General features: G+C 57.2%; 10 protein-coding genes and 7 pseudogenes. 9 read left to right on the top strand and 8 right to left on the bottom strand.

What is annotated here, in order from left to right:
* Positions 1-141: 141 nt before the first annotated feature.
* The 3 genes and pseudogenes from A3CW_RS49620 to A3CW_RS49615 form a co-directional block, all read right to left on the bottom strand.
* Positions 142-642, bottom strand: a pseudogene (locus A3CW_RS49620) (IS110 family RNA-guided transposase); the annotation flags it as partial.
* Positions 639-1,007, bottom strand: a complete 369-nt coding sequence (locus A3CW_RS52915) for a Tn3 family transposase (RefSeq protein ID WP_154678218.1) — start codon at positions 1,005-1,007, stop codon at positions 639-641. The pseudogene A3CW_RS49620 and the gene A3CW_RS52915, both read right to left, overlap by 4 nt.
* A gap of 66 nt (positions 1,008-1,073) precedes the next feature.
* Positions 1,074-2,032, bottom strand: a pseudogene (locus A3CW_RS49615) (IS5 family transposase).
* Between the two features lie 338 nt (positions 2,033-2,370).
* Between A3CW_RS49615 and A3CW_RS0142765 the strand changes: the two are divergent.
* The gene (locus A3CW_RS0142765; protein WP_028208979.1) at positions 2,371-3,225 is read left to right on the top strand and encodes a sterol desaturase family protein; all 855 of its coding nucleotides are present in this window, start codon (positions 2,371-2,373) and stop codon (positions 3,223-3,225) included.
* A 125-nt stretch (positions 3,226-3,350) separates the two neighbouring features.
* Here the strand turns inward: A3CW_RS0142765 and A3CW_RS49610 are convergent.
* Positions 3,351-3,941, bottom strand: a pseudogene (locus tag A3CW_RS49610) (IS1595 family transposase); the annotation flags it as partial.
* Between the two features lie 70 nt (positions 3,942-4,011).
* On the opposite strand from A3CW_RS49610, the gene A3CW_RS0142755 reads away from it, so the two are divergent.
* Complete coding sequence (locus A3CW_RS0142755) at positions 4,012-4,731, top strand: IS6 family transposase (RefSeq protein WP_028208978.1); 720 nt, start codon at positions 4,012-4,014, stop codon at positions 4,729-4,731.
* A 137-nt stretch (positions 4,732-4,868) separates the two neighbouring features.
* Here the strand turns inward: A3CW_RS0142755 and istB are convergent, their stop codons facing one another.
* Both istB and A3CW_RS49605 read right to left on the bottom strand, forming a co-directional pair.
* Positions 4,869-5,618 (bottom strand): IS21-like element helper ATPase IstB, encoded by a 750-nt coding sequence (gene istB / locus A3CW_RS0142750; protein WP_028208977.1) that lies wholly within the window; start codon positions 5,616-5,618, stop codon positions 4,869-4,871.
* A 15-nt stretch (positions 5,619-5,633) separates the two neighbouring features.
* A pseudogene (locus A3CW_RS49605) lies at positions 5,634-6,526 on the bottom strand (IS21 family transposase); the annotation flags it as partial.
* A gap of 128 nt (positions 6,527-6,654) precedes the next feature.
* Here A3CW_RS49605 and A3CW_RS51895 point away from each other — a divergent pair.
* Genes A3CW_RS51895 through A3CW_RS51890 form a run of 3 tightly spaced genes read left to right on the top strand, consistent with a single transcriptional unit; the run spans position 6,655 to position 10,284 of the window.
* Positions 6,655-7,911 (top strand): site-specific integrase, encoded by a 1,257-nt coding sequence (locus A3CW_RS51895; RefSeq protein WP_081772087.1) that lies wholly within the window; start codon positions 6,655-6,657, stop codon positions 7,909-7,911.
* Positions 7,908-9,293, top strand: coding sequence for a tyrosine-type recombinase/integrase (locus A3CW_RS0142720; RefSeq protein WP_035515670.1), 1,386 nt, complete (start codon positions 7,908-7,910; stop codon positions 9,291-9,293). Before A3CW_RS51895 ends, A3CW_RS0142720 begins: the two co-directional genes overlap by 4 nt.
* Complete coding sequence (locus tag A3CW_RS51890; protein WP_081772086.1) at positions 9,280-10,284, top strand: tyrosine-type recombinase/integrase; 1,005 nt, start codon at positions 9,280-9,282, stop codon at positions 10,282-10,284. Before A3CW_RS0142720 ends, A3CW_RS51890 begins: the two co-directional genes overlap by 14 nt.
* A gap of 121 nt (positions 10,285-10,405) precedes the next feature.
* Here the strand turns inward: A3CW_RS51890 and A3CW_RS49600 are convergent.
* Positions 10,406-11,035: pseudogene (locus tag A3CW_RS49600) on the bottom strand (IS21 family transposase); the annotation flags it as partial.
* A gap of 1,153 nt (positions 11,036-12,188) precedes the next feature.
* A pseudogene (locus A3CW_RS54180) lies at positions 12,189-12,472 on the bottom strand (transposase); the annotation flags it as partial.
* An 849-nt stretch (positions 12,473-13,321) separates the two neighbouring features.
* On the opposite strand from A3CW_RS54180, the gene A3CW_RS0142710 reads away from it, so the two are divergent.
* The 4 genes and pseudogenes from A3CW_RS0142710 to A3CW_RS49590 all read left to right on the top strand — a co-directional run.
* Positions 13,322-14,488, top strand: a complete 1,167-nt coding sequence (locus A3CW_RS0142710; RefSeq protein WP_028208972.1) for a porin — start codon at positions 13,322-13,324, stop codon at positions 14,486-14,488.
* Between the two features lie 282 nt (positions 14,489-14,770).
* Positions 14,771-16,057 (top strand): cytochrome P450, encoded by a 1,287-nt coding sequence (locus tag A3CW_RS0142700; RefSeq protein WP_035515669.1) that lies wholly within the window; start codon positions 14,771-14,773, stop codon positions 16,055-16,057.
* 123 nt (positions 16,058-16,180) lie between these two features.
* A pseudogene (locus tag A3CW_RS49595) lies at positions 16,181-16,633 on the top strand (transposase); the annotation flags it as partial.
* 169 nt (positions 16,634-16,802) lie between these two features.
* The coding region (locus A3CW_RS49590; RefSeq protein ID WP_161782983.1) for a transposase at positions 16,803-17,087 on the top strand (285 nt) is incomplete at its 3' end.

The following is a 17,087-nucleotide window of genomic DNA, read 5'->3' as shown; positions in this document are numbered from 1 at the left end:
TTGCAGCATTCTGCCGCAACCAGCCATGCGCCAGCTTGTCGATTCAAAGCGCCTCAAGGGTTCCCTGCGCCGGGCTCACGCCCGCCCTTGACCCGCCAAACCGCCCACTCGAATTTCAAAAGAGGCGCAAACTTGCTCGCGATTGGAAAGGGCTTCGATGACCCTTTGCCCGAGCAGCCGGATGCCCTGCGGCAGGACAATGCCGAACTCGCTCAGCAAGCCGCGGATTTGATTGGCCACTGCCGTACGGGATTTAACCAGCCCGGCACGTGCCCGATGCAGTGAAAGCATCGTCTGTTGCGCCTGCGTCTTGATCGGTACAAAGCGCATGTGCGGTCGATTTACCGCCTCGCAGATTGCCTCAGCATCGGCTGCATCGGTCTTGTTGCTCTTTACGTAAGGTCGAACGAACTGTGGGGCAATCAGGCACGCCGTGTGTCCAAGCTTCGTGAGTTCCCGGCCCCAATAGTGCGAAGACCCGCATGCCTCCATGCCGACCACGCACGGGTCAAGCTTCGCGAAAAACGCCAGTACGTCAGCGCGGCGCAGCTGTTTGCGTACGACGATATGCCCCTGCGAATCGACTCCATGAACCTGGAATAGAGTCTTTGCAAGATCCAGTCCGACAGTGGCTATCTTCATGATGAACGCTCCTTTGCCGTGGAAGTCACGACTTCTCCACTTTGGCATATGCCGAGCCCCGAAGGGCGGGAGTCGTCCATCACATCAGAGCCGTTGAAGGCGGTCACGACATTGGCCAGCAGCCGGCCGCACTCGTTATTGATCGCAATGTCGTGATCGGTCTTGCCGATCAGGTGCTTTCTGCCACTGACCTCGGCGATGAAGCCGCGCAGCGCGTGATACGCTTCGATCCGGTTCTGCGAACGATGGACGTTGCGCTGCAGTTGTGGGGGCAGGACTTGACCATGGCGTGGTGAAAACCATTTGGGGAGCGAATGGGTCTTATCCAAACAATCGATTTTTGCAATTCCATGAAATGCCAGCATAGTACGTGCTGAGGCGTTGTTGCATAAATCGAACGTAAGGACGAAGTGATCCCCATGTTTTCGATCTCAGGCAATACGGACGGACTGCGGGCGAGCGAGTACTGCCATGCGGTTGAGCACCCCTACACGAACCGATACTTCGGTTGCCTGGGAACCGATCTCGCGAGCCCACAGGCAGGAGCCAGTGAGGATCTTGAGCCGGTACATCAGGCTCTCAGCCAGCGAGCGACGGTGGTAGCCACTTGCAAGCTTCCATTCACGTCTGCTGCTTTGTGCTATCGCGTCGATGGCGGCATTGCGCCAGGCCGCGCCAGGCGTGCTCTCCGGCCACGGCGTCGCGCCCTCACGCGGTGGAATCGACGGGGCAGCGCCGCTCGCAATCCGCGCATGGCACGCCTTGGAGTCGTAGGCGCCGTCGCCACCGATGGTGTCGATTGCCACGTCAGCGGGAATCTGGTCGAGCAAATCAGGCAACACTTCGCCATCGCCTTCGTCCTGATGAGTCATCAGTGCAGCGCAGATCTGTCCGGTGTTCGCGTCCATCGCCAGATGTACCTTGGGCCAGGTGCGACGCTTGGACCAGCCATGCTTGCGCACCTTCCACTCGCCTTCGCCGTAGAGCTTCAGGCCGGTACTGTCGATGACCAGGTGCAGCGGCTCATCAGGTCGCGACGACGGCAGCACGATCTTCAGATTCTGTGCGCGGCGAGACAGCGTCGTGTAGTTCGGTACCGGCAAATCAGGAAAGGCGAGCTTGCGCAGGCTCCCGGCAAAGCCTTGCACAGTGCGCGCAGCGGCAGATGGAAGACTTGTTTGAGACCGAGCAGGCCTTGAATCAGGGCATCCGAGTAGACCACCGGGTGGCCGCGCCTCGGGGCCTGCACAGGAGGTGGCGCACACATGCTCTGGTCGATCCACATCGTCACATCTCCTCGTGCGATCAGTCCCGCGTTGTACTGCGCCCAGTTCTTGACGCGATATTTCGCCTTGGGCTCCGCCTGCTTCCTGGTTGTGTCTCTGCGCATCTTCCAGAATCTACGCAGGAAGCCGAAGTGTTAACAGGGCCTCCGCTCGAACTGTTGCGCGTAAACGTCAGCGCATCGCTCAGCCCGCCGATTTGTGCAACAACGCCACGTGCTGGTGTGTCCGCGGCACAACAGTTTGAATCCGCGGTGAAATGGAAATTACATGACCTGCCTAGGCTAGATGCAATGCGCGCTATCGGTGCGGACCGGATTTATTGGGCCGCGCTGGCTATCAATGACTATTGGACCCATGAGCGCCCGTGAAGAAGATGGCCGCGTTGACGACGGTCGCTTCGACCTCAGGTCGGCGCACTCGGTCGGTCTGCCGGAGTAAACAAATGCACGTTCTCGATGTTAATCAGATGGCCCAGTTCTTCGTGAGCTCGTTCAAGCTCGTGGCGATCTTCGCTACCGTCTGCGTCGCGCTCGAACTGATCTTTCCGGCTTACCGATACAGTTTTGCCTCATACGTTCGCGGTGTGCGGAACTGGATCATTCGCATTGGATGCGGCGCATTAATCTGGCACGTCTACACTGCGAGTCTGGAATGGTTAGGAGTGAAGCCGCTCCTGACGGTCAACTTCGGGACGTTCCTTCACTCAGACAACGCAATTGTTAACGTGGGCTTCGCCATTCTTTCAGGCGTTTTAGTCGCGATTGTCGGTGATTTCTTCCGCTACTGGATGCACCGCGCACAGCATGCTGTTCCATTCCTGTGGCGCATGCACGCCACCCATCATTCTATCCGCGAACTAACGGCTTGGAATTGTGCTCATCACGTGTCTGAGCCGCTTATTGACGCGGTATTCGTAGCAGTGCCGCTCGCTCTGATCCACTTCGAATCTGGCGCCGTGCCCACTGTTGCCCTGACGCTGATTGCCTTTCAGGTCCATTTGACTCACTCGAGCACACGCATTAATCTTGGGCTGCTTCGATACATCGTCAGCGACGGAAAGTTCCACCGTATTCACCATTCAATGGANGTGCGTCACCGGGGCCGGAACTTTGGGACATTTACGACTCTCNGGGACACGATTTTCCGTACGGCATACTGGCCGAAAAAGAATGAGTGGGCGGNAGTTGGCCTTCGAAACCAGCCCGAACCGCTCACCGTGCGCGACTACTTTATGTTCCCGTTTGATCAACGCCGCTGGTGTAGAGCTAAAGTCGGAAGCGGAGTACGGGAGAGTTGAGGCTGGGGATTAAACGCGGTGAAGGCTTGCGCTCAACTGGTTGTATATGAACGCGCCCCGATTGCGCCAGTGTTTCGTGTGTTCCGACATCGACAGGATGGGTTGCAGCTGTATATCCGTAAGGGCTATCCATTTAGCTCCACATTTTCGCATTGTGGAAGTTGGTGGTCTTTACGGCGTGATTTCCGGACCACTACATCGTCGTATGTAATCGGCGCCGTCACGACCGCCTGCTCAAGCAAGCGATAGAAGAGTAGCCCGCGCGAGCGCGAGGTACGACGGTTGAAGCGAAACACGAATTCGTCCAGGTAATGGTCAAGCTGCTCAGGTTTGACGGCGCCCTGATGCGTGCCGAGCAGCCACCGTTTGAGCAGCGAGGCGACACGATGCACCCCGGGTAGCGGCACGTGTGCCGGAGGACGCTCGCCGTCAGCGATAGACGTCACCACGCCCCGGTCATGCGCGTAGTGGTATTCCAGCGAGAAGTACATGGGCGAACCATCCGTACGAATCACCGAGCCAGGGGCAACAACGCTCTTCACAAACGGAAGCATGTCGGCCGCGCGCTCGCGATCAATACGCTGCAGGCGTATGCGACCAAAGCCACGGGGCTCCAGGATTTCGACGGCAATCACGATCAACGCCTTGGTCGTGCGTTTTTTCGACGGCTTGCCGGATGGACTTTCCCGATTTTCGCGGATAGCCAGATAGCTTTGATGGCTCTGGTGCAAATAGGGCCGGCGAATGGGTTAGAGTTGTCGGACCAAAACGAACCGACGAGCCGCGATGAGCAAGCTGAAGAGTCCGGAGAAGTTGTTCGGCGGACGCCATTTTGATCGGGAGATCATCATTCTGTGCGTTCGCTGGTACCTGCGCTACAAGCTCAGCTTTCGCGATCTGGTCGAGATGATGGCCGAACGGGGATTGTCGCTGGCTCACACGACGATTCTGCGCTGGGTGAGGCGTTATACACCCGAGTTCGTCAAACGCTGGAACCGCTTTGCTACACCTGCGGGTCGCTCGTGGCGTGTCGATGAGACTTACCTGAAGATTCGCGGCAAGTGGGTCTACCTGTATCGGGCAGTGGATCGGGCTGGCCAGACGGTGGACTTCATGCTCAGAGCCCGACGCGACGTGGCTGCGGCCAAAGCTTTTTTCAGCAAGGCCATCAAGCGTCAGGGCCAGCCGCCGGAGACCATCACGCTCGACGGCTATGCCGCCTCGCACCGCGCGGTGCGCGAAATGAAGACCGATGGTCTGCTGCCTGAAGACACGAAGGTCCGGTCCTCAAAATATCTGAACAACGTGATCGAGCAGGACCATCGCCACATCAAGTCCAGAACGAACGTGATGCTCGGGTTCAAGCGATTCGGGAGCGCCGCGACCACGATTTCAGGAATCGAGTTGACGCATCGCATTCGCAAGGGGCAGTTCGATCTCGCGAAGCTCGGCCTCAAGGAGGCCGCTGCGCCCGCCGTATGGAATGCGGTCCTGTTTGATCGATAAGCTTTCCTACCTATATGAGCTTTCTCAACCCGCTTACCTGCGTATTTCGGGGAAGCTGAACGCCCGTTTCGGTGAAGTCGAACAGGCCTGGAGGGAGGTGCTGCGTAGTGCTTAGATTGTACTGCGGGTGTTCGAGATCAGGCTACTTTTTGATCGGGCGCGTTCTTCTTGCGCATCGAATCGCCCTTCAACGGAAGCTTGTGAGCCTGATGGACGAGGCGGTCGAGGATTGCGTCGGCGAGAGTCGGGTCTTGCAGCCAGGCGTGCCAGTGTTCAAGGGGCAGTTGGCTGGTGATGATCGTGGATCGCGTGCCGACGCGATCGTCGAGCACTTCGAGCAGATCGTTGCGCGCGCCCTGGTCGACGTCCTGCAGTCCCCAGTCGTCGAGCAACAAGACGTCCATCTTGGCGAGCTGCGCGAGCCGACGTGTGAAGCTGCCGTCGCCGTGGGCGATCCTCAACTCCTCGAACAGCCGCGCGACGCGCACGTACAGCACGGAGAAGCCCTGTCGGCAGGCCTGCTGGCCGAAGGCGCAGGCGACCCATGTTTTTCCGGCGCCAGTTGGCCCTGTCAGGATGAGGTTCTGTGCATTGCGGATCCAGTCACAGCTGGCGAGCGTGGCGACGATACCCTTGTCGAGTCCACGGCTCTGCCGGTACTCGATGTCCTCAATGCAGGCTTGGGGATTCTTGAGTTTCGCAGACTTGAGCAATCGCTCGAGCCGCTGGGTATCGCGCCAGGCGATCTCACGATCCACGACCATGCCGAAGCGTTCCTCGAACGACAGGCTCGTGCTGGCCGTCAGCGCAGCCTGTTCCTCGAACGCGCGAGCCATGCCGTCCAGCTTGAGGGCCTTGAGCTGGGAGAGGGTTTGCTGCATCAACATCGTGACCTCCTTGGGTCAGTGGTAATACTTGGGCCCTCGCACGTTCTCGTGCAGGGGCGACTGCCATTCGGTGGCCCCGCTTTGTGGCAGCGGCTGCTTGTCGGAGCCGGTTTGCAGGATGGTGCGCACGGACCGCTGGGTCGGCGCGCCAATCACGAGTGCGCGCTGGCACGCCGCTTCCAGCCGCTCCTTGCCGTACTTGCGCGACAGCGAGAGCAGACCCAGGCACGCGCGGTATCCCATTTCCGGGTGCGGACGGTTTGTCAGCAGATGCCTGACGATCGCCTCGGCGCTGACGCCGATCGATGCGCCCCAGTTCAGCAACCGGCTCGGTGTCCATTCCATGTGGGCGCGGTAAGCCGCAGGCATATGCTCGGCCACGGTGGTGTACTTCCCCTTGAGCCGACTGCGAGCGTGGGCGGCGACGCGTTTGCCGCCATGCAGGATTTCCACACCGTAACGTGTCACGCGCGCGTGGACTTCCTGACGCACGTGGGCGGCGACAATGACTACGTCCGGTGTACCGACATTCATCTTGGCCGGTAGTGAGGAGTCGGCAGCGGGCGCAGCGCCGGTTTGTCGAGCCGCTCGAACCACTCGCGTCGAGTGCCATCGAGCTTCTTGAACGGCCGCGTATTCAGATCGTTGATCAATCCGGCGATCGCCTTGTTCAGTTCGGCCAGACTGTAGAACCGGTGATTCCGGAGACGGGCAAGAATCCAGCGTTCGACGATCTGCACGCCGACTTCGACCTTCGCCTTATCCTTCGGCTTGCGAGGGCGCGCCGGCAGCATCGCGGTATCGTAATGGCTCACGAAGTCCTGCGTGGTCAGGCCGAGCGTGGGTTCGTAGCGGTCGGCGTTCGAGATCAGTGCCTTCGGGTTGTCGGGCACGAGCAACCTTGGTAATCAGCAGGTTCTGGTAATGCGCAGGACAGCAGCAGAACCGACGCCGCTGAGGGAATCAGTGGCCGGTTCCTTCACATTATCTCGATGGTGCCATGCTAGAGGTGCGCAACTGCTTAAGGAGGCGCACCATGTCCGGTCAGCAAACAAAGCACGAGATGCTGCTCAGCAAACTCGAGCAGCATCTGGTAGGCAAGCGATACTGTGTCCATATCCGGAATCGCTATTTAGCAGTCGCGGCAAACTTCCTTCGATTTCTCGACAGGCGACGAATACATGTTGAGGCGTCGAGGCCAACGGAGATCTCTGCGTATCTTCAATGTGAACTTCGACGCTTCCAGCGTCACCACGGTCACTCGCCACTTTCCCTGCCGGGCTGGAGAGCGTCTCATACGACTGGCATTCATCAGTTGCTCCGACTGGCTATTGGCAAGTGGCCGCCCGATTCGGTCCCTGCCAGTGTCAACGCAAGGTTTAATCGGAAACTGTGCACGGAGTACGGTCAATGGCTCCGGGAATGGCGAGGGCTGGCAGCCGAAACGGTCGACGACCTTCTTGCCGAAGCACAGCGATTCCTGTGCTCCGATGGACGGTGCAAAGGCCCGGAAACGTTGATGCATATGACGGTGCCTGATATTGATCGCTATCTGCAAAGCCGAGTTTCGTCGCTGCGTCGGGTATCGCGTAAGAGTATCGCGGCGAGGCTTCGCAGCTTCCTTCGTTACCTGTATGAGACTGGGCGTACCGATCGCGATCTTTCTCGGATCATCATTGTCCCAACAACTTATGCATATGAGTCTATACCCTCGGCGCTACGTCCCGGCGACATCAGCGCTGTCCTGGGCTACACCCGGCAGGACCGTTCCCCGATAGGGCTGCGCGACTACGCCATTTTGATGCTGCTGTCGACGTACGGCTTACGTGCGGGAGAGGTGACCCGAATGCGCCTGGAGGATATCGACTGGAGAACTGATCGATTTTATGTGCGTCATACCAAGACTGGATCGCAGTCTGTCTTGCCGTTGCTTCCGAGTGTCGGTGACGCACTGCTTGACTACTTGCGACGAGGACGACCGGACTCAGATGTGCGCGAGATATTTGTCCGCGCACGAGCACCTTATCGCGGATTTCACAATGGTTCCAGCTTGTACACACCAGTGCGGCGGCGACTCGAAGCAGCAGGGATATATCCAGTTGGCAAATGCGGTCCGCACGCATTTCGACATGCACGCGCTATCAGCCTGCTTCGCGCTGAGGTTTCGGTAAAAGGGATTGGGGACCTTTTGGGACACCGGTCGGCCGGCTCTACGGCCGCGTACCTGAAGTTGGCTACGGAGCATCTTCGCGGCGTAGCTCTTGAAGTCCCGATCATGGAGAAGCGGCCATGAAGCGAATCTGGCCTGATGTTGACGGGCGTTGCATCGAACGATTTATCCTGGAATTGGGAGCCCGCAACGCAAAGACACCCGTCGTTTACCGATGCATTCTGTCCGGCTTCCAACGGTTTGTCATGCAGCGCAATCGACGACGATCGCTGGATGAACAAACGATCAAAGCATGGTTGCACGAGCGAATTGCACAATGGCCTTTGCACATTGTGTTTCATCGCGCGCGTCTCGTCGACCGGTTCCTCGATTTTCTCGCGACAGAAGGATCGATTGCGAGCAATCCGCTACATAAACTGCGGATGCAATACGGCCAGCGAACGACAACGCCCATCGTGCGTGCACTACTATCGTCTTCCTCAGAGACAGCGCTTGAAGCGCTACGTCCGCTTCCCCGCTTTGGAAGTTTTCTCGGTCCGCTCATGCTCTACCATGTCACGTTAATGCGCGACATGGGCTACCGCTACGAGACGCCAGCAAACCGATTTTTATACTTCGATCGCTATCTGCAGAAGAATCCGCATCTGGACGGCCAACCTCTCGCCGTTCTTCTGCAAGAATGGCGAGCCATACGGCCGACGCCAGAGCATGCTTGGCAGTGCCATGAGTTGGGGCGCGATCTCGCCAGGGCGTGGCGACGCTTCGAGCCAATGATTCCCGTGCCCAAGCCCGACCGCCAACTCTGTCAGCAGTTGAAGCAACAGCGACGGCGTCCTCACATCTATACAGAGCAAGAAGTGCAGCACCTCCTCGAAACTGCACGGCGATTTCCCTCACCGTGTGCACCGCTTCGACCTCTGACCCTGTACACAATGCTCGTTCTTGCATACTGCACCGGACTACGCCTGGGCGAGATCGTAGGTCTCAACCTCGGTGACGTGCATCTTGATCTGGGCGAGATCGAGATTCGGGAGACGAAGTTTTTTAAATCGCGGACATTGCCAGTTCCTAACAGCGTCGTGGCTGCACTGAGCGACTACCTGCATGCGCGGCGACTGGCGGGTGGCCCACAGCAGGCCGATTCAGGGCTTTTCTGGCATCAGCAACGGGCCGGGCGCTATTCTTACGTGATGACCGAGAAGCTTCTAGTACGTGTCCTGCGCCTTTCTGGCGTAAAGCCTGACATAGGCGGACTCGGGCCACGTATTCATGATATGCGGCACACATTCGTCGCAAATCGAATGCTCGAGTGGTACCGCGAGGGGATCAACCCTCAGGCTCGCCTTCCTTATCTTGCCACGTATCTCGGCCACAGGGACATTAACTCGACTCTGGCCTATTTGACCATCACCAATGAACTGCTGCAACTGGCAGGCGCGCGCTTCCGTGCTTTCGGCGCTCACAGCCTGCACGTCGCCGAAGGAGTGGACAATGAAGCCGATTGATCCTTTGCCCAGATTGCTCCAAGAATTTTTTTACACACACATGCTGGAGCAGCGCAATCTCTCAGCACATACGGTGCGATCCTATCGTGATACCTGGAGATTATTCCTGCGGTTTTCGGCTACGAGGCGCAAACGGACCGTAGCTGCGCTCGTACTTGGCGACCTTACTGCAGCCATGGTAGGGGCCTTCTTGCAGCAATGCGAGCAAGAGCGCAAGGTCACGATCGGCACTCGAAACTGCCGACTCGCCGCGCTACACAGCTTCTTCTCTTTTGTCGCTGCACGGGAGCCCGGATACGCTGCGCAGTGCGCCGAAGTGCTGCGGATTCCGACCAAGCGTGAAGCCGTTCGCGCGCCATCCTATCTTGAGCCAGACGAAGTTGATGCCATTATGTTGCAGCCGGATCGCACAAGTCTCGAGGGACTACGCGATCACGCGCTGCTTTGTTTTCTCTACAACACGGGCGCGCGCATCCAAGAAGCGCTCGATGTTAGCCCACAACGCATTCGCTTCGATCCTCCGTCCTACGTGAGATTGGTCGGCAAAGGTAAAAAAGAGCGGATCTGTCCTCTATGGCCAGAAACTGTTCTCGTGCTTAAGGCACTCCTCAAGCGGCAACCGCGTGCGGATAACGATCCCATTTTTGTCAATCGCTATGGCGTACCGCTGGGGGCATCCGGAGTGCGCTATAAGCTCGCACAGTACGTTCAGGCGGCCGCGAATACTGTTCCTACCTTGTCTTTGAAGCGCGTTTCTCCGCACAGTTTCCGGCACGCGGCTGCGGTCCACCTCGTGGCAGCGGGCGTAGACGTAACCGTGATCCGCAGCTGGCTCGGTCACGTGAGTCTCGACACGACCAATCACTATGCCCAGGCAAATCTCGCTACGAAGCGTGCGGCACTCGAGCGTCTCGAACCGATCTCGAAGAGAAAGCGACCGCCGCGATGGAAACGCGACGATGATCTGCTTGCGTGGCTGGATTCACTTTAACCCCCCGCATAATGTGAAGGAACCGGCGGCAATATTTCAGCAACGGCGCCGGTTCTCCTGCACTCCTGCGCATTACCAGAACCTGCTGATTAACGCAAAAATCACCACCTGGTGATTTCCTTGGCACGCCGCCATAGAATTCCATCGCATCAATGAGCCCACCGATCGAGTCGGGTGTCGCTTCTGAGCGCGTGGCGCAGGCGTACGTGTAATTCGATGCGCCGAGCACGGCGACGAAGATGTGCGCCTTGAACGCAATGCCGCCGGTGCGATCGAGAATCGGCACCGTTTGCCCGGCGTAGTCGGCGAACAACTTCTCACCAGCGTAATGTTGCTGGGGCATCGACCGCTTCAACGTCTGGGCCCAGTCCTTGTATCGCTGACAGAACTGCGTGTAGCGCAAGGTCTTCTGGCCGGGATTCGCGGCGACGTACTCTTCCCACAGCAGCTGCAACGTGACGCCTTTTCGGCGCAGTTCCCGGTGGACCCAGGCGCAGTCTGGCTCTATGCGCTTGCCTGCGGCCGTCGTCGGAACACTGCCGTTGACGAGCAACTGCTCCAGTTCTGCTTCGGACAGCGGCTCGATCGTCGCCCAGTCGAGGCCGGCCGAGGCGGCAAGTTGAAGATATTGAGTAATGGTGCCGAGCCCGACACCGAGCGCGCCGCTCACCTGGCGGTGAGACAGATTACAGGTCCATTTCAGGCGAAGCACATCTTTTATCTTGCGCAAGGTCGTCCGGTGAGCCGGCATCGTCAGTGTCTCCAAAAAGGAGCCACCATAACCGCCGGCCGATTGAGCCATCCGCAGTACCGCCAACCGAAACCACACCTTTCGTTTCGGTCCACCGAACACGCATTTCGGTGGGGTGAACAGCCGTTTCGGCAGGCTGAACACCGATTTCGGGAAGATGAACACGCGTTTCGGAGCGCCGAACACCAATTCCGGAATTCTCCGAAACCGTTCGACTTCAAGCGAAACGGCTGTTCATCTTCCTCCGGAAACACTGTTCGACTTCAACCGAAATCCGTGTTCGGCTTCGCCGAAATACGCACGCTTACCTATTTGCACCAGAACCCTATCGTGTTCCATGCTGGCCTCCGCGGCGGAAAACACCGTTGAGTGGCGGTTCCGTCCCCACTCAATGCGGCTCTGGCAGCCATGCTAACCCGCGCATAGTTCCTCGCGGCGGCCAGCCTTGCCGAACGGGAGTCATACTGACTTACTGATTCCGAGCACGGCGACCGGATCAGACGAGACACAGTACAACGCCCTGCAGATTGGCAGCGGCGGCGTTGTATATGCCGAGAAGAACTATTTTTTCAGGACAAACCGAAGCATTCAGGTTGGCGGGGATTCGCCTGGTGACGCCCGTTCTTTTTATGAAAACGCTAACCTCTACGACCAGACCACCGGCGTATCGGCAAAGAGGGATGCTTTTTCAGTCGCCCCCGTTAGCTACATGTATCGTGCCAGGATAGCCTCATCTGTTCTCCAAGCTGTGCAGACCTTCGGTCCTCGGTAGGCACACTATAAGCAACAATCCATCGAAGCGATATATCCGAATATATACACGCGCGCAGGTCGGGAAACTGGCCTGTCAGATTCAGCAGGCCACGGGCCAACCTGGCAAGGTGGCGTTGGCCGACGCCGGGTGGTCGAACGCAGCTTTGGCTGGCTCGACCGCTTGCGTCGGCTGGCCAGGTACAGCGGCGATTGCCCGAAACCTTGGCTGGCTTCCACTTCGCCGTGTTCTCCTCGCTTATGCTCGTCCACTTTGCGGCACTTGGTAAAAGGGTCTTAAAGTGCATAACACCGCCTGGAAAAAGGTCGTTCGGGCTCGCTCGAATGGAAGAGCGCGTTCCAATGCTGGATGGCCAAATCGAAATCAAAGTGCGATCAAGGTCACCGTTTCGTCGGTGACGGCCGAAATCAAGTCGGGCGACAACTTCGAACTCGTACAACTCCAGCAAGTGGCCCAGAACCTCGCGCACGCTCATGCCGCGCGCGTACATGCTGATGACGTAATCGTCGACGCCGGGCCGCCCGCGCTGATACTGCCACCAATTGCAGCTCGAACGTCGCCCGCTGATCGCGCAGAATGTTCAGATTCAGGTCGCCATTTGCCATGTTGACCGTCTAGCGCCTGGTCCAGTTGCGATGGTTGCCGGCCTCGCCTTGCTCAGCCTCGTTGTCGCATTATGATTTCCCAGTTCGATACTACCGAAGAACTTCTTGATGTCGAGGCCCAGCGCCCAAGCATAGCCCCAGCCGCGCTGCCGGCCCACGTCGGGCGCCTGATGCGCGGGCCGCCCAGGACGATAGCCGCATGAATCGTCGTAAAACCACAAGCGATACAGATATCGCTGGACCACCGTCTGAGCGATGCACTGAGATCGTGGGAATTCCAACGGCCTCGTCCCCACACCCTGCCTTCCGGGGGTATGTCAACCCTCAGCACCGGTGGTCTTCGCGGCATGACGGCCGCCCTTGTGAGACGAATTGTTCAGCGCGACTCGTGACAAGCCCCCCCGTTTTACACGTCTAGTCAAGGACGCTACCGGCTTCACGATCTCTTACGAGGGCTCTTGTTCGAATAGACGGCTCTTCAGCCCATGTCAATTGTCGCGTATTGACCAAATGCTCACAAACGAAATGACGACTGTCGCACATCGGCGGTCCGCACGACAATCTTCATCGGATATCAATCCACCTGAAGACGTCGCACTGCGCCTGGTGGCTCCTTTTCGCCGACGAATCTGAGTCGGCACGATCTGTGCTCTGGAAATGTGAAGCGATCTCGCGCTCAAGCCGTTTGACATCTTGGACGCCATACAGTAAAGCCTAAATCGCACAGATATGATCTCCAAAAAATGCAAAGAGGCAACTGCACATATCAACGATACAGTGGCTTTCTTCCGCTGTAGCGCTCTATTTTGGATCGGCGCAATCGTGGCAGCACGTCGCAGCGCAGTGCAGACAGATGTCGTCGAGCGAAATAGAGCTTCTCACTCACACGCCCCCCCTGGAAATCTAACTATGCGTGGTTGGGAAAGGTCGATATTTCTGGCTTTATTTGGTGCGTCATCCTTGGCTCAAGCACAAAGTACTGTGAATCTCTACGGTGTTCTCGACGAAGGCATCATCTACCAAAGCAACGTTGCTGATAGCAAGAGAATTTCGCTTGACTCGCTTAGCGGCCTCATGGGAAGTCGATGGGGCATGACCGGAAGCGAGGACCTCAGTGGCGGTTTACATGCAACGTTCACCCTTGAGTCAGGCGCAAACCTAAATCAAGGTAAGGCTGGTCAGGGCGGCCTGCTATTTGGTCGTCAAGCCTTCATCGGTATCAAAAGCGACAATTGGGGCGGCCTGACATTTGGACGTCAATACGACATGATCTTCTACTTTCCCGAGCCGCTGACTGCCGAAGCGCTGGTCGGAGGCGCGCCGGCGGGACACCCAGGGGATCTGGACAATGCGTCCAACACGGTTCGACCGAATAATTCTGTCCGATACATGAGCCCTGACATCTACGGCGCGAGCTTCGGAATTGAGTACAGCTTTGGTGGTATTCCCGGTAACTTCACATCTACCAGTGGTTATTCGGTAGGTGCAGGTTACGTGAACGGGCCATTGAAACTGGGGGCAGCATTCGAGTACTTTAAGAACCCCACCGCAGCGCCAGGCACAGGATTTTTTACTGCCTATTTGAATGGGATCTCTCCTCTTCAAGGTGCTATCAACAGTGGATATGGCTCCGCCCAGGCGTACCAGTCTGTAGTCGTAGCATCCAACTACACAATCGGCCCAGTCATCGTGGCAGCATCGTTCTCTAATGTTCAATACGCGAATCTCGCCCTGTCTCATCTGGACGGAACAGTCATATTCAACAACTACGATGTCGGAATAATGTATCGTTTCAGCCAAGCGTGGACAGTCGCAGTATCATACGACTACTTGCAATCGAATGGCATTCAAGACGTTTCGGGACATATACTCGGAAACCAGCACTTCAACCAAGTAACGATTTCAACAGACTACTTTTTATCCAAGCGAACCGACGTCTATTTCGAAATCGGTTGGCAACAAGCATCTGGAACATCGTCTCTTGGGGTCCCCGCTATTGCAAGCGTCGCGAATGTGGGTGACTCATCCAGCAATCGCCAGATCCTTGCTCGCGCCGCGATCCGTCAAAAGTTCTGAATAGAGCTAAACATGCTGGAATGCAACGACTCACAGCACCGATCGATCCTCCCAAATGACCCGACTGACGCTGCCAGCGTTGGCGAGTCGCGCCAGACGCAAATGGACAGCCAACACACCAATCACCACCCGCAGGGAGCACACGCCTGCGATAAAGTTAAATCGATCGGCAAGCATCAATTGAAAGGAGCTCTCTACGTTAACAGACTGGATCATCGCGCGCGTAGACGCTTGTTCGTGTCGCGCGTCCACTAACACGAACCTCACCTGGACTTCAACAGAATGCAAAAATATGACCTACCAAGAGAAATAGCGAACCGCATCGTCGATCCGAAGTCCCACACGGACATCGATGGCCTCCACGAAATTTACACTTGGGCACGCGCAAACAACCCTGTCGGGAGAGCGACGGCTGACGGGCATGACCCGTTTTGGGTGATTACAAAACACGCCGACGTCTCTATGATCTCACGGAATAATTCTCTATTCCACAATGGAGATTATTCTGTCGTGTGTCGCCCTAAAGCATCGATCGAGCATATTATGTCCGCGACCGGTTCGCCGAACATTGTTCGATCGCTCGTGCACATCGACGGCGAAGAACACAAAAGTTTACGCGCGCTGACTCAATCCTGGTTCATGCCGAACAGTATTCTCAAGCTTGAAGACCGTATTAGATCGCTAGCCCGTACGATGGTCGCGAAGCTGCAGCAACACAACGGAAAGGTGATCGATTTTTCAGGCACATTCGCGTCGCAGTACCCACTGCACGTAATCATGGATATTCTCGGCGTCCCTCAGGAGGATTTTCCTCACATACTTGCACTAACTTACGAGATGTTCGGGAGTGAGGACGCCGAATACACACGCGATACGCTGCGCCAAGGCGACGCGAGCAGTGCGACGGGCAAGGCGCTCCTGTCTGTAGTTGACGACTTCAGGGAGTACTTCGAAAGCTTAAACGAAGCGCGCCGGAAGGACCCGCGCAATGATGTCGCGACTTTGCTAGCCAACGCGGTCATCAATGGGCAGCCTATCGATGACGTAACCCGCCTCGGCTATTACGTAATTATCGCTGCCGCAGGGCATCATACAGTGTCGTCGTCCACGTCGGTCGCAATGTGGGCATTGTGCCGCTTTATGGAGTTGCTACCACAGCTTCAGGCAAATCGATCGCTCATTCCACAGTTTATCGATGAATGCCTTAGATTCGCATCGCCGGTTCATCATTTCATGCGTACAGCGACTGCCGACACTAATATCCGAGGCCGAAAAATTCGCAAGGGAGATTGGCTGATGTTGTGCTATGGCTCGGCGAATCGCGACGAAGAAGTCTTCCCTTCGCCATTCACATTCAATATTGATCGCAGACCCAACCCACATATCGCGTTCGGTGTCGGCGGCCACGTATGCCTTGGTCAACATCTCGCGCACATGGAGATGCGGATTCTGTTCGATGAGCTGATTCCGAGATTGCAACGCGCTGAGCTAGTGGGTGAGATCGAATACATGGAGTCAAACTTCGTTTGTGGACCGAAACACCTTCCCGTTCGCTGCATGTTGCAATAACACAACCCGCAATATCCGGATGCACGAAACAGCTAGGGAAACGCTGATTAATCTGACGCGGCCGTCATCGCAGACGTGGTGGAGAACGTTGTAGTAGGAAGATCACGGAACGGACCCATAGTGATGAAGCGGCAGATCAGTTTTGCAGAGGCGGAAAGTGCAGGCAAGACGCGCGTGACCAAGCGTCAGCGCTTCCTGGCCGAGATGGAGAAGGCCGTCCCGTGGCCGCGTTTGCTGGCGGCGATCGAGCCGTACTACCCGAAGGGCGAGCGGGGCCGACCGCCGATAGGCCTGGAACGAATGCTGCGGATCTATTTCCTGCAGCAGTGGTACGGGTTGTCGGATGAAGCGCTTGAAGACGCGCTCTATGACAGCCTCGCGATGCGCGCCTTCGCCGGCATCGATCTGGCTGTTGAGAACGCGCCGGATGCAACCACGCTGTTGAAGTTTCGGCGTCTGTTGCTCAAGCACGATTTGACGCGCAAGTTGTTCGACGAAATCGGCATCTCGCTGTGTGGGCGCGGGTTGATGATGAAGGAAGGAAATGCATGGCACTTCGGCATGAAGGCTCACGTGCGACCTGAAAGTCGCTTGAATTTCTGTCTAACTCAACGAGTTGTCCGTTGTGAAGTGAATCACCACGTTCGTAGAACGTGGTTTCGCCTTAAGGCAATGCTGATCAAGTCCACCGTTCACGACTGTCAGGCGTTATAGCGTGAGCATGCAACGGCGAAAGCAAAAAGCGATGAAGCAACTGACACTGGCGATGGCTGTCGATCAATGCGCGGGATTCGGGGCGCAGCGCAAACCTACGCGACGCGAGGTGTTTCTCGATGAGATGAACACGATCGTGCCGTGGGCGCAGCTGTGCGCGGTGGTGGAGCCGTTTTATCCGAAACGCGGCAATGGTCGCCCGCCGATTGCGCTGGAGCGCATGTTGCGAATCCATTTTGTGCAGCACTGGTTCAATCTCGCCGACCTTGCATGCGAAGAGGCGCTGTACGACAGCCTCAGCCTGCGCCGTTTCGTT

It is taken from the genome of Paraburkholderia nodosa DSM 21604 (assembly GCF_000519185.1).
GTDB classification, from domain to species: domain Bacteria; phylum Pseudomonadota; class Gammaproteobacteria; order Burkholderiales; family Burkholderiaceae; genus Paraburkholderia; species Paraburkholderia nodosa.
Note: the sequence above shows the minus strand (reverse complement) of the source record. Positions and strands in the feature narration are given on the sequence as shown.

Excerpts from the sequence above, each read along its gene's own strand:
- A3CW_RS51890 (WP_081772086.1), top strand. The coding sequence starts at position 9,280 with ATGAAGCCGATTGATCCTTTGCCCAGATTGCTCCAAGAATTTTTTTAC.
- A3CW_RS0142720 (WP_035515670.1), top strand. The coding sequence starts at position 7,908 with ATGAAGCGAATCTGGCCTGATGTTGACGGGCGTTGCATCGAACGATTT.
- A3CW_RS0142700 (WP_035515669.1), top strand. The coding sequence starts at position 14,771 with ATGCAAAAATATGACCTACCAAGAGAAATAGCGAACCGCATCGTCGAT.
- A3CW_RS0142755 (WP_028208978.1), top strand. The coding sequence starts at position 4,012 with ATGAGCAAGCTGAAGAGTCCGGAGAAGTTGTTCGGCGGACGCCATTTT.
- A3CW_RS51895 (WP_081772087.1), top strand. The coding sequence starts at position 6,655 with ATGTCCGGTCAGCAAACAAAGCACGAGATGCTGCTCAGCAAACTCGAG.
- A3CW_RS52915 (WP_154678218.1), bottom strand. The coding sequence starts at position 1,007 with ATGCTGGCATTTCATGGAATTGCAAAAATCGATTGTTTGGATAAGACC.
- istB (WP_028208977.1), bottom strand. The coding sequence starts at position 5,618 with ATGTTGATGCAGCAAACCCTCTCCCAGCTCAAGGCCCTCAAGCTGGAC.
- A3CW_RS0142710 (WP_028208972.1), top strand. The coding sequence starts at position 13,322 with ATGCGTGGTTGGGAAAGGTCGATATTTCTGGCTTTATTTGGTGCGTCA.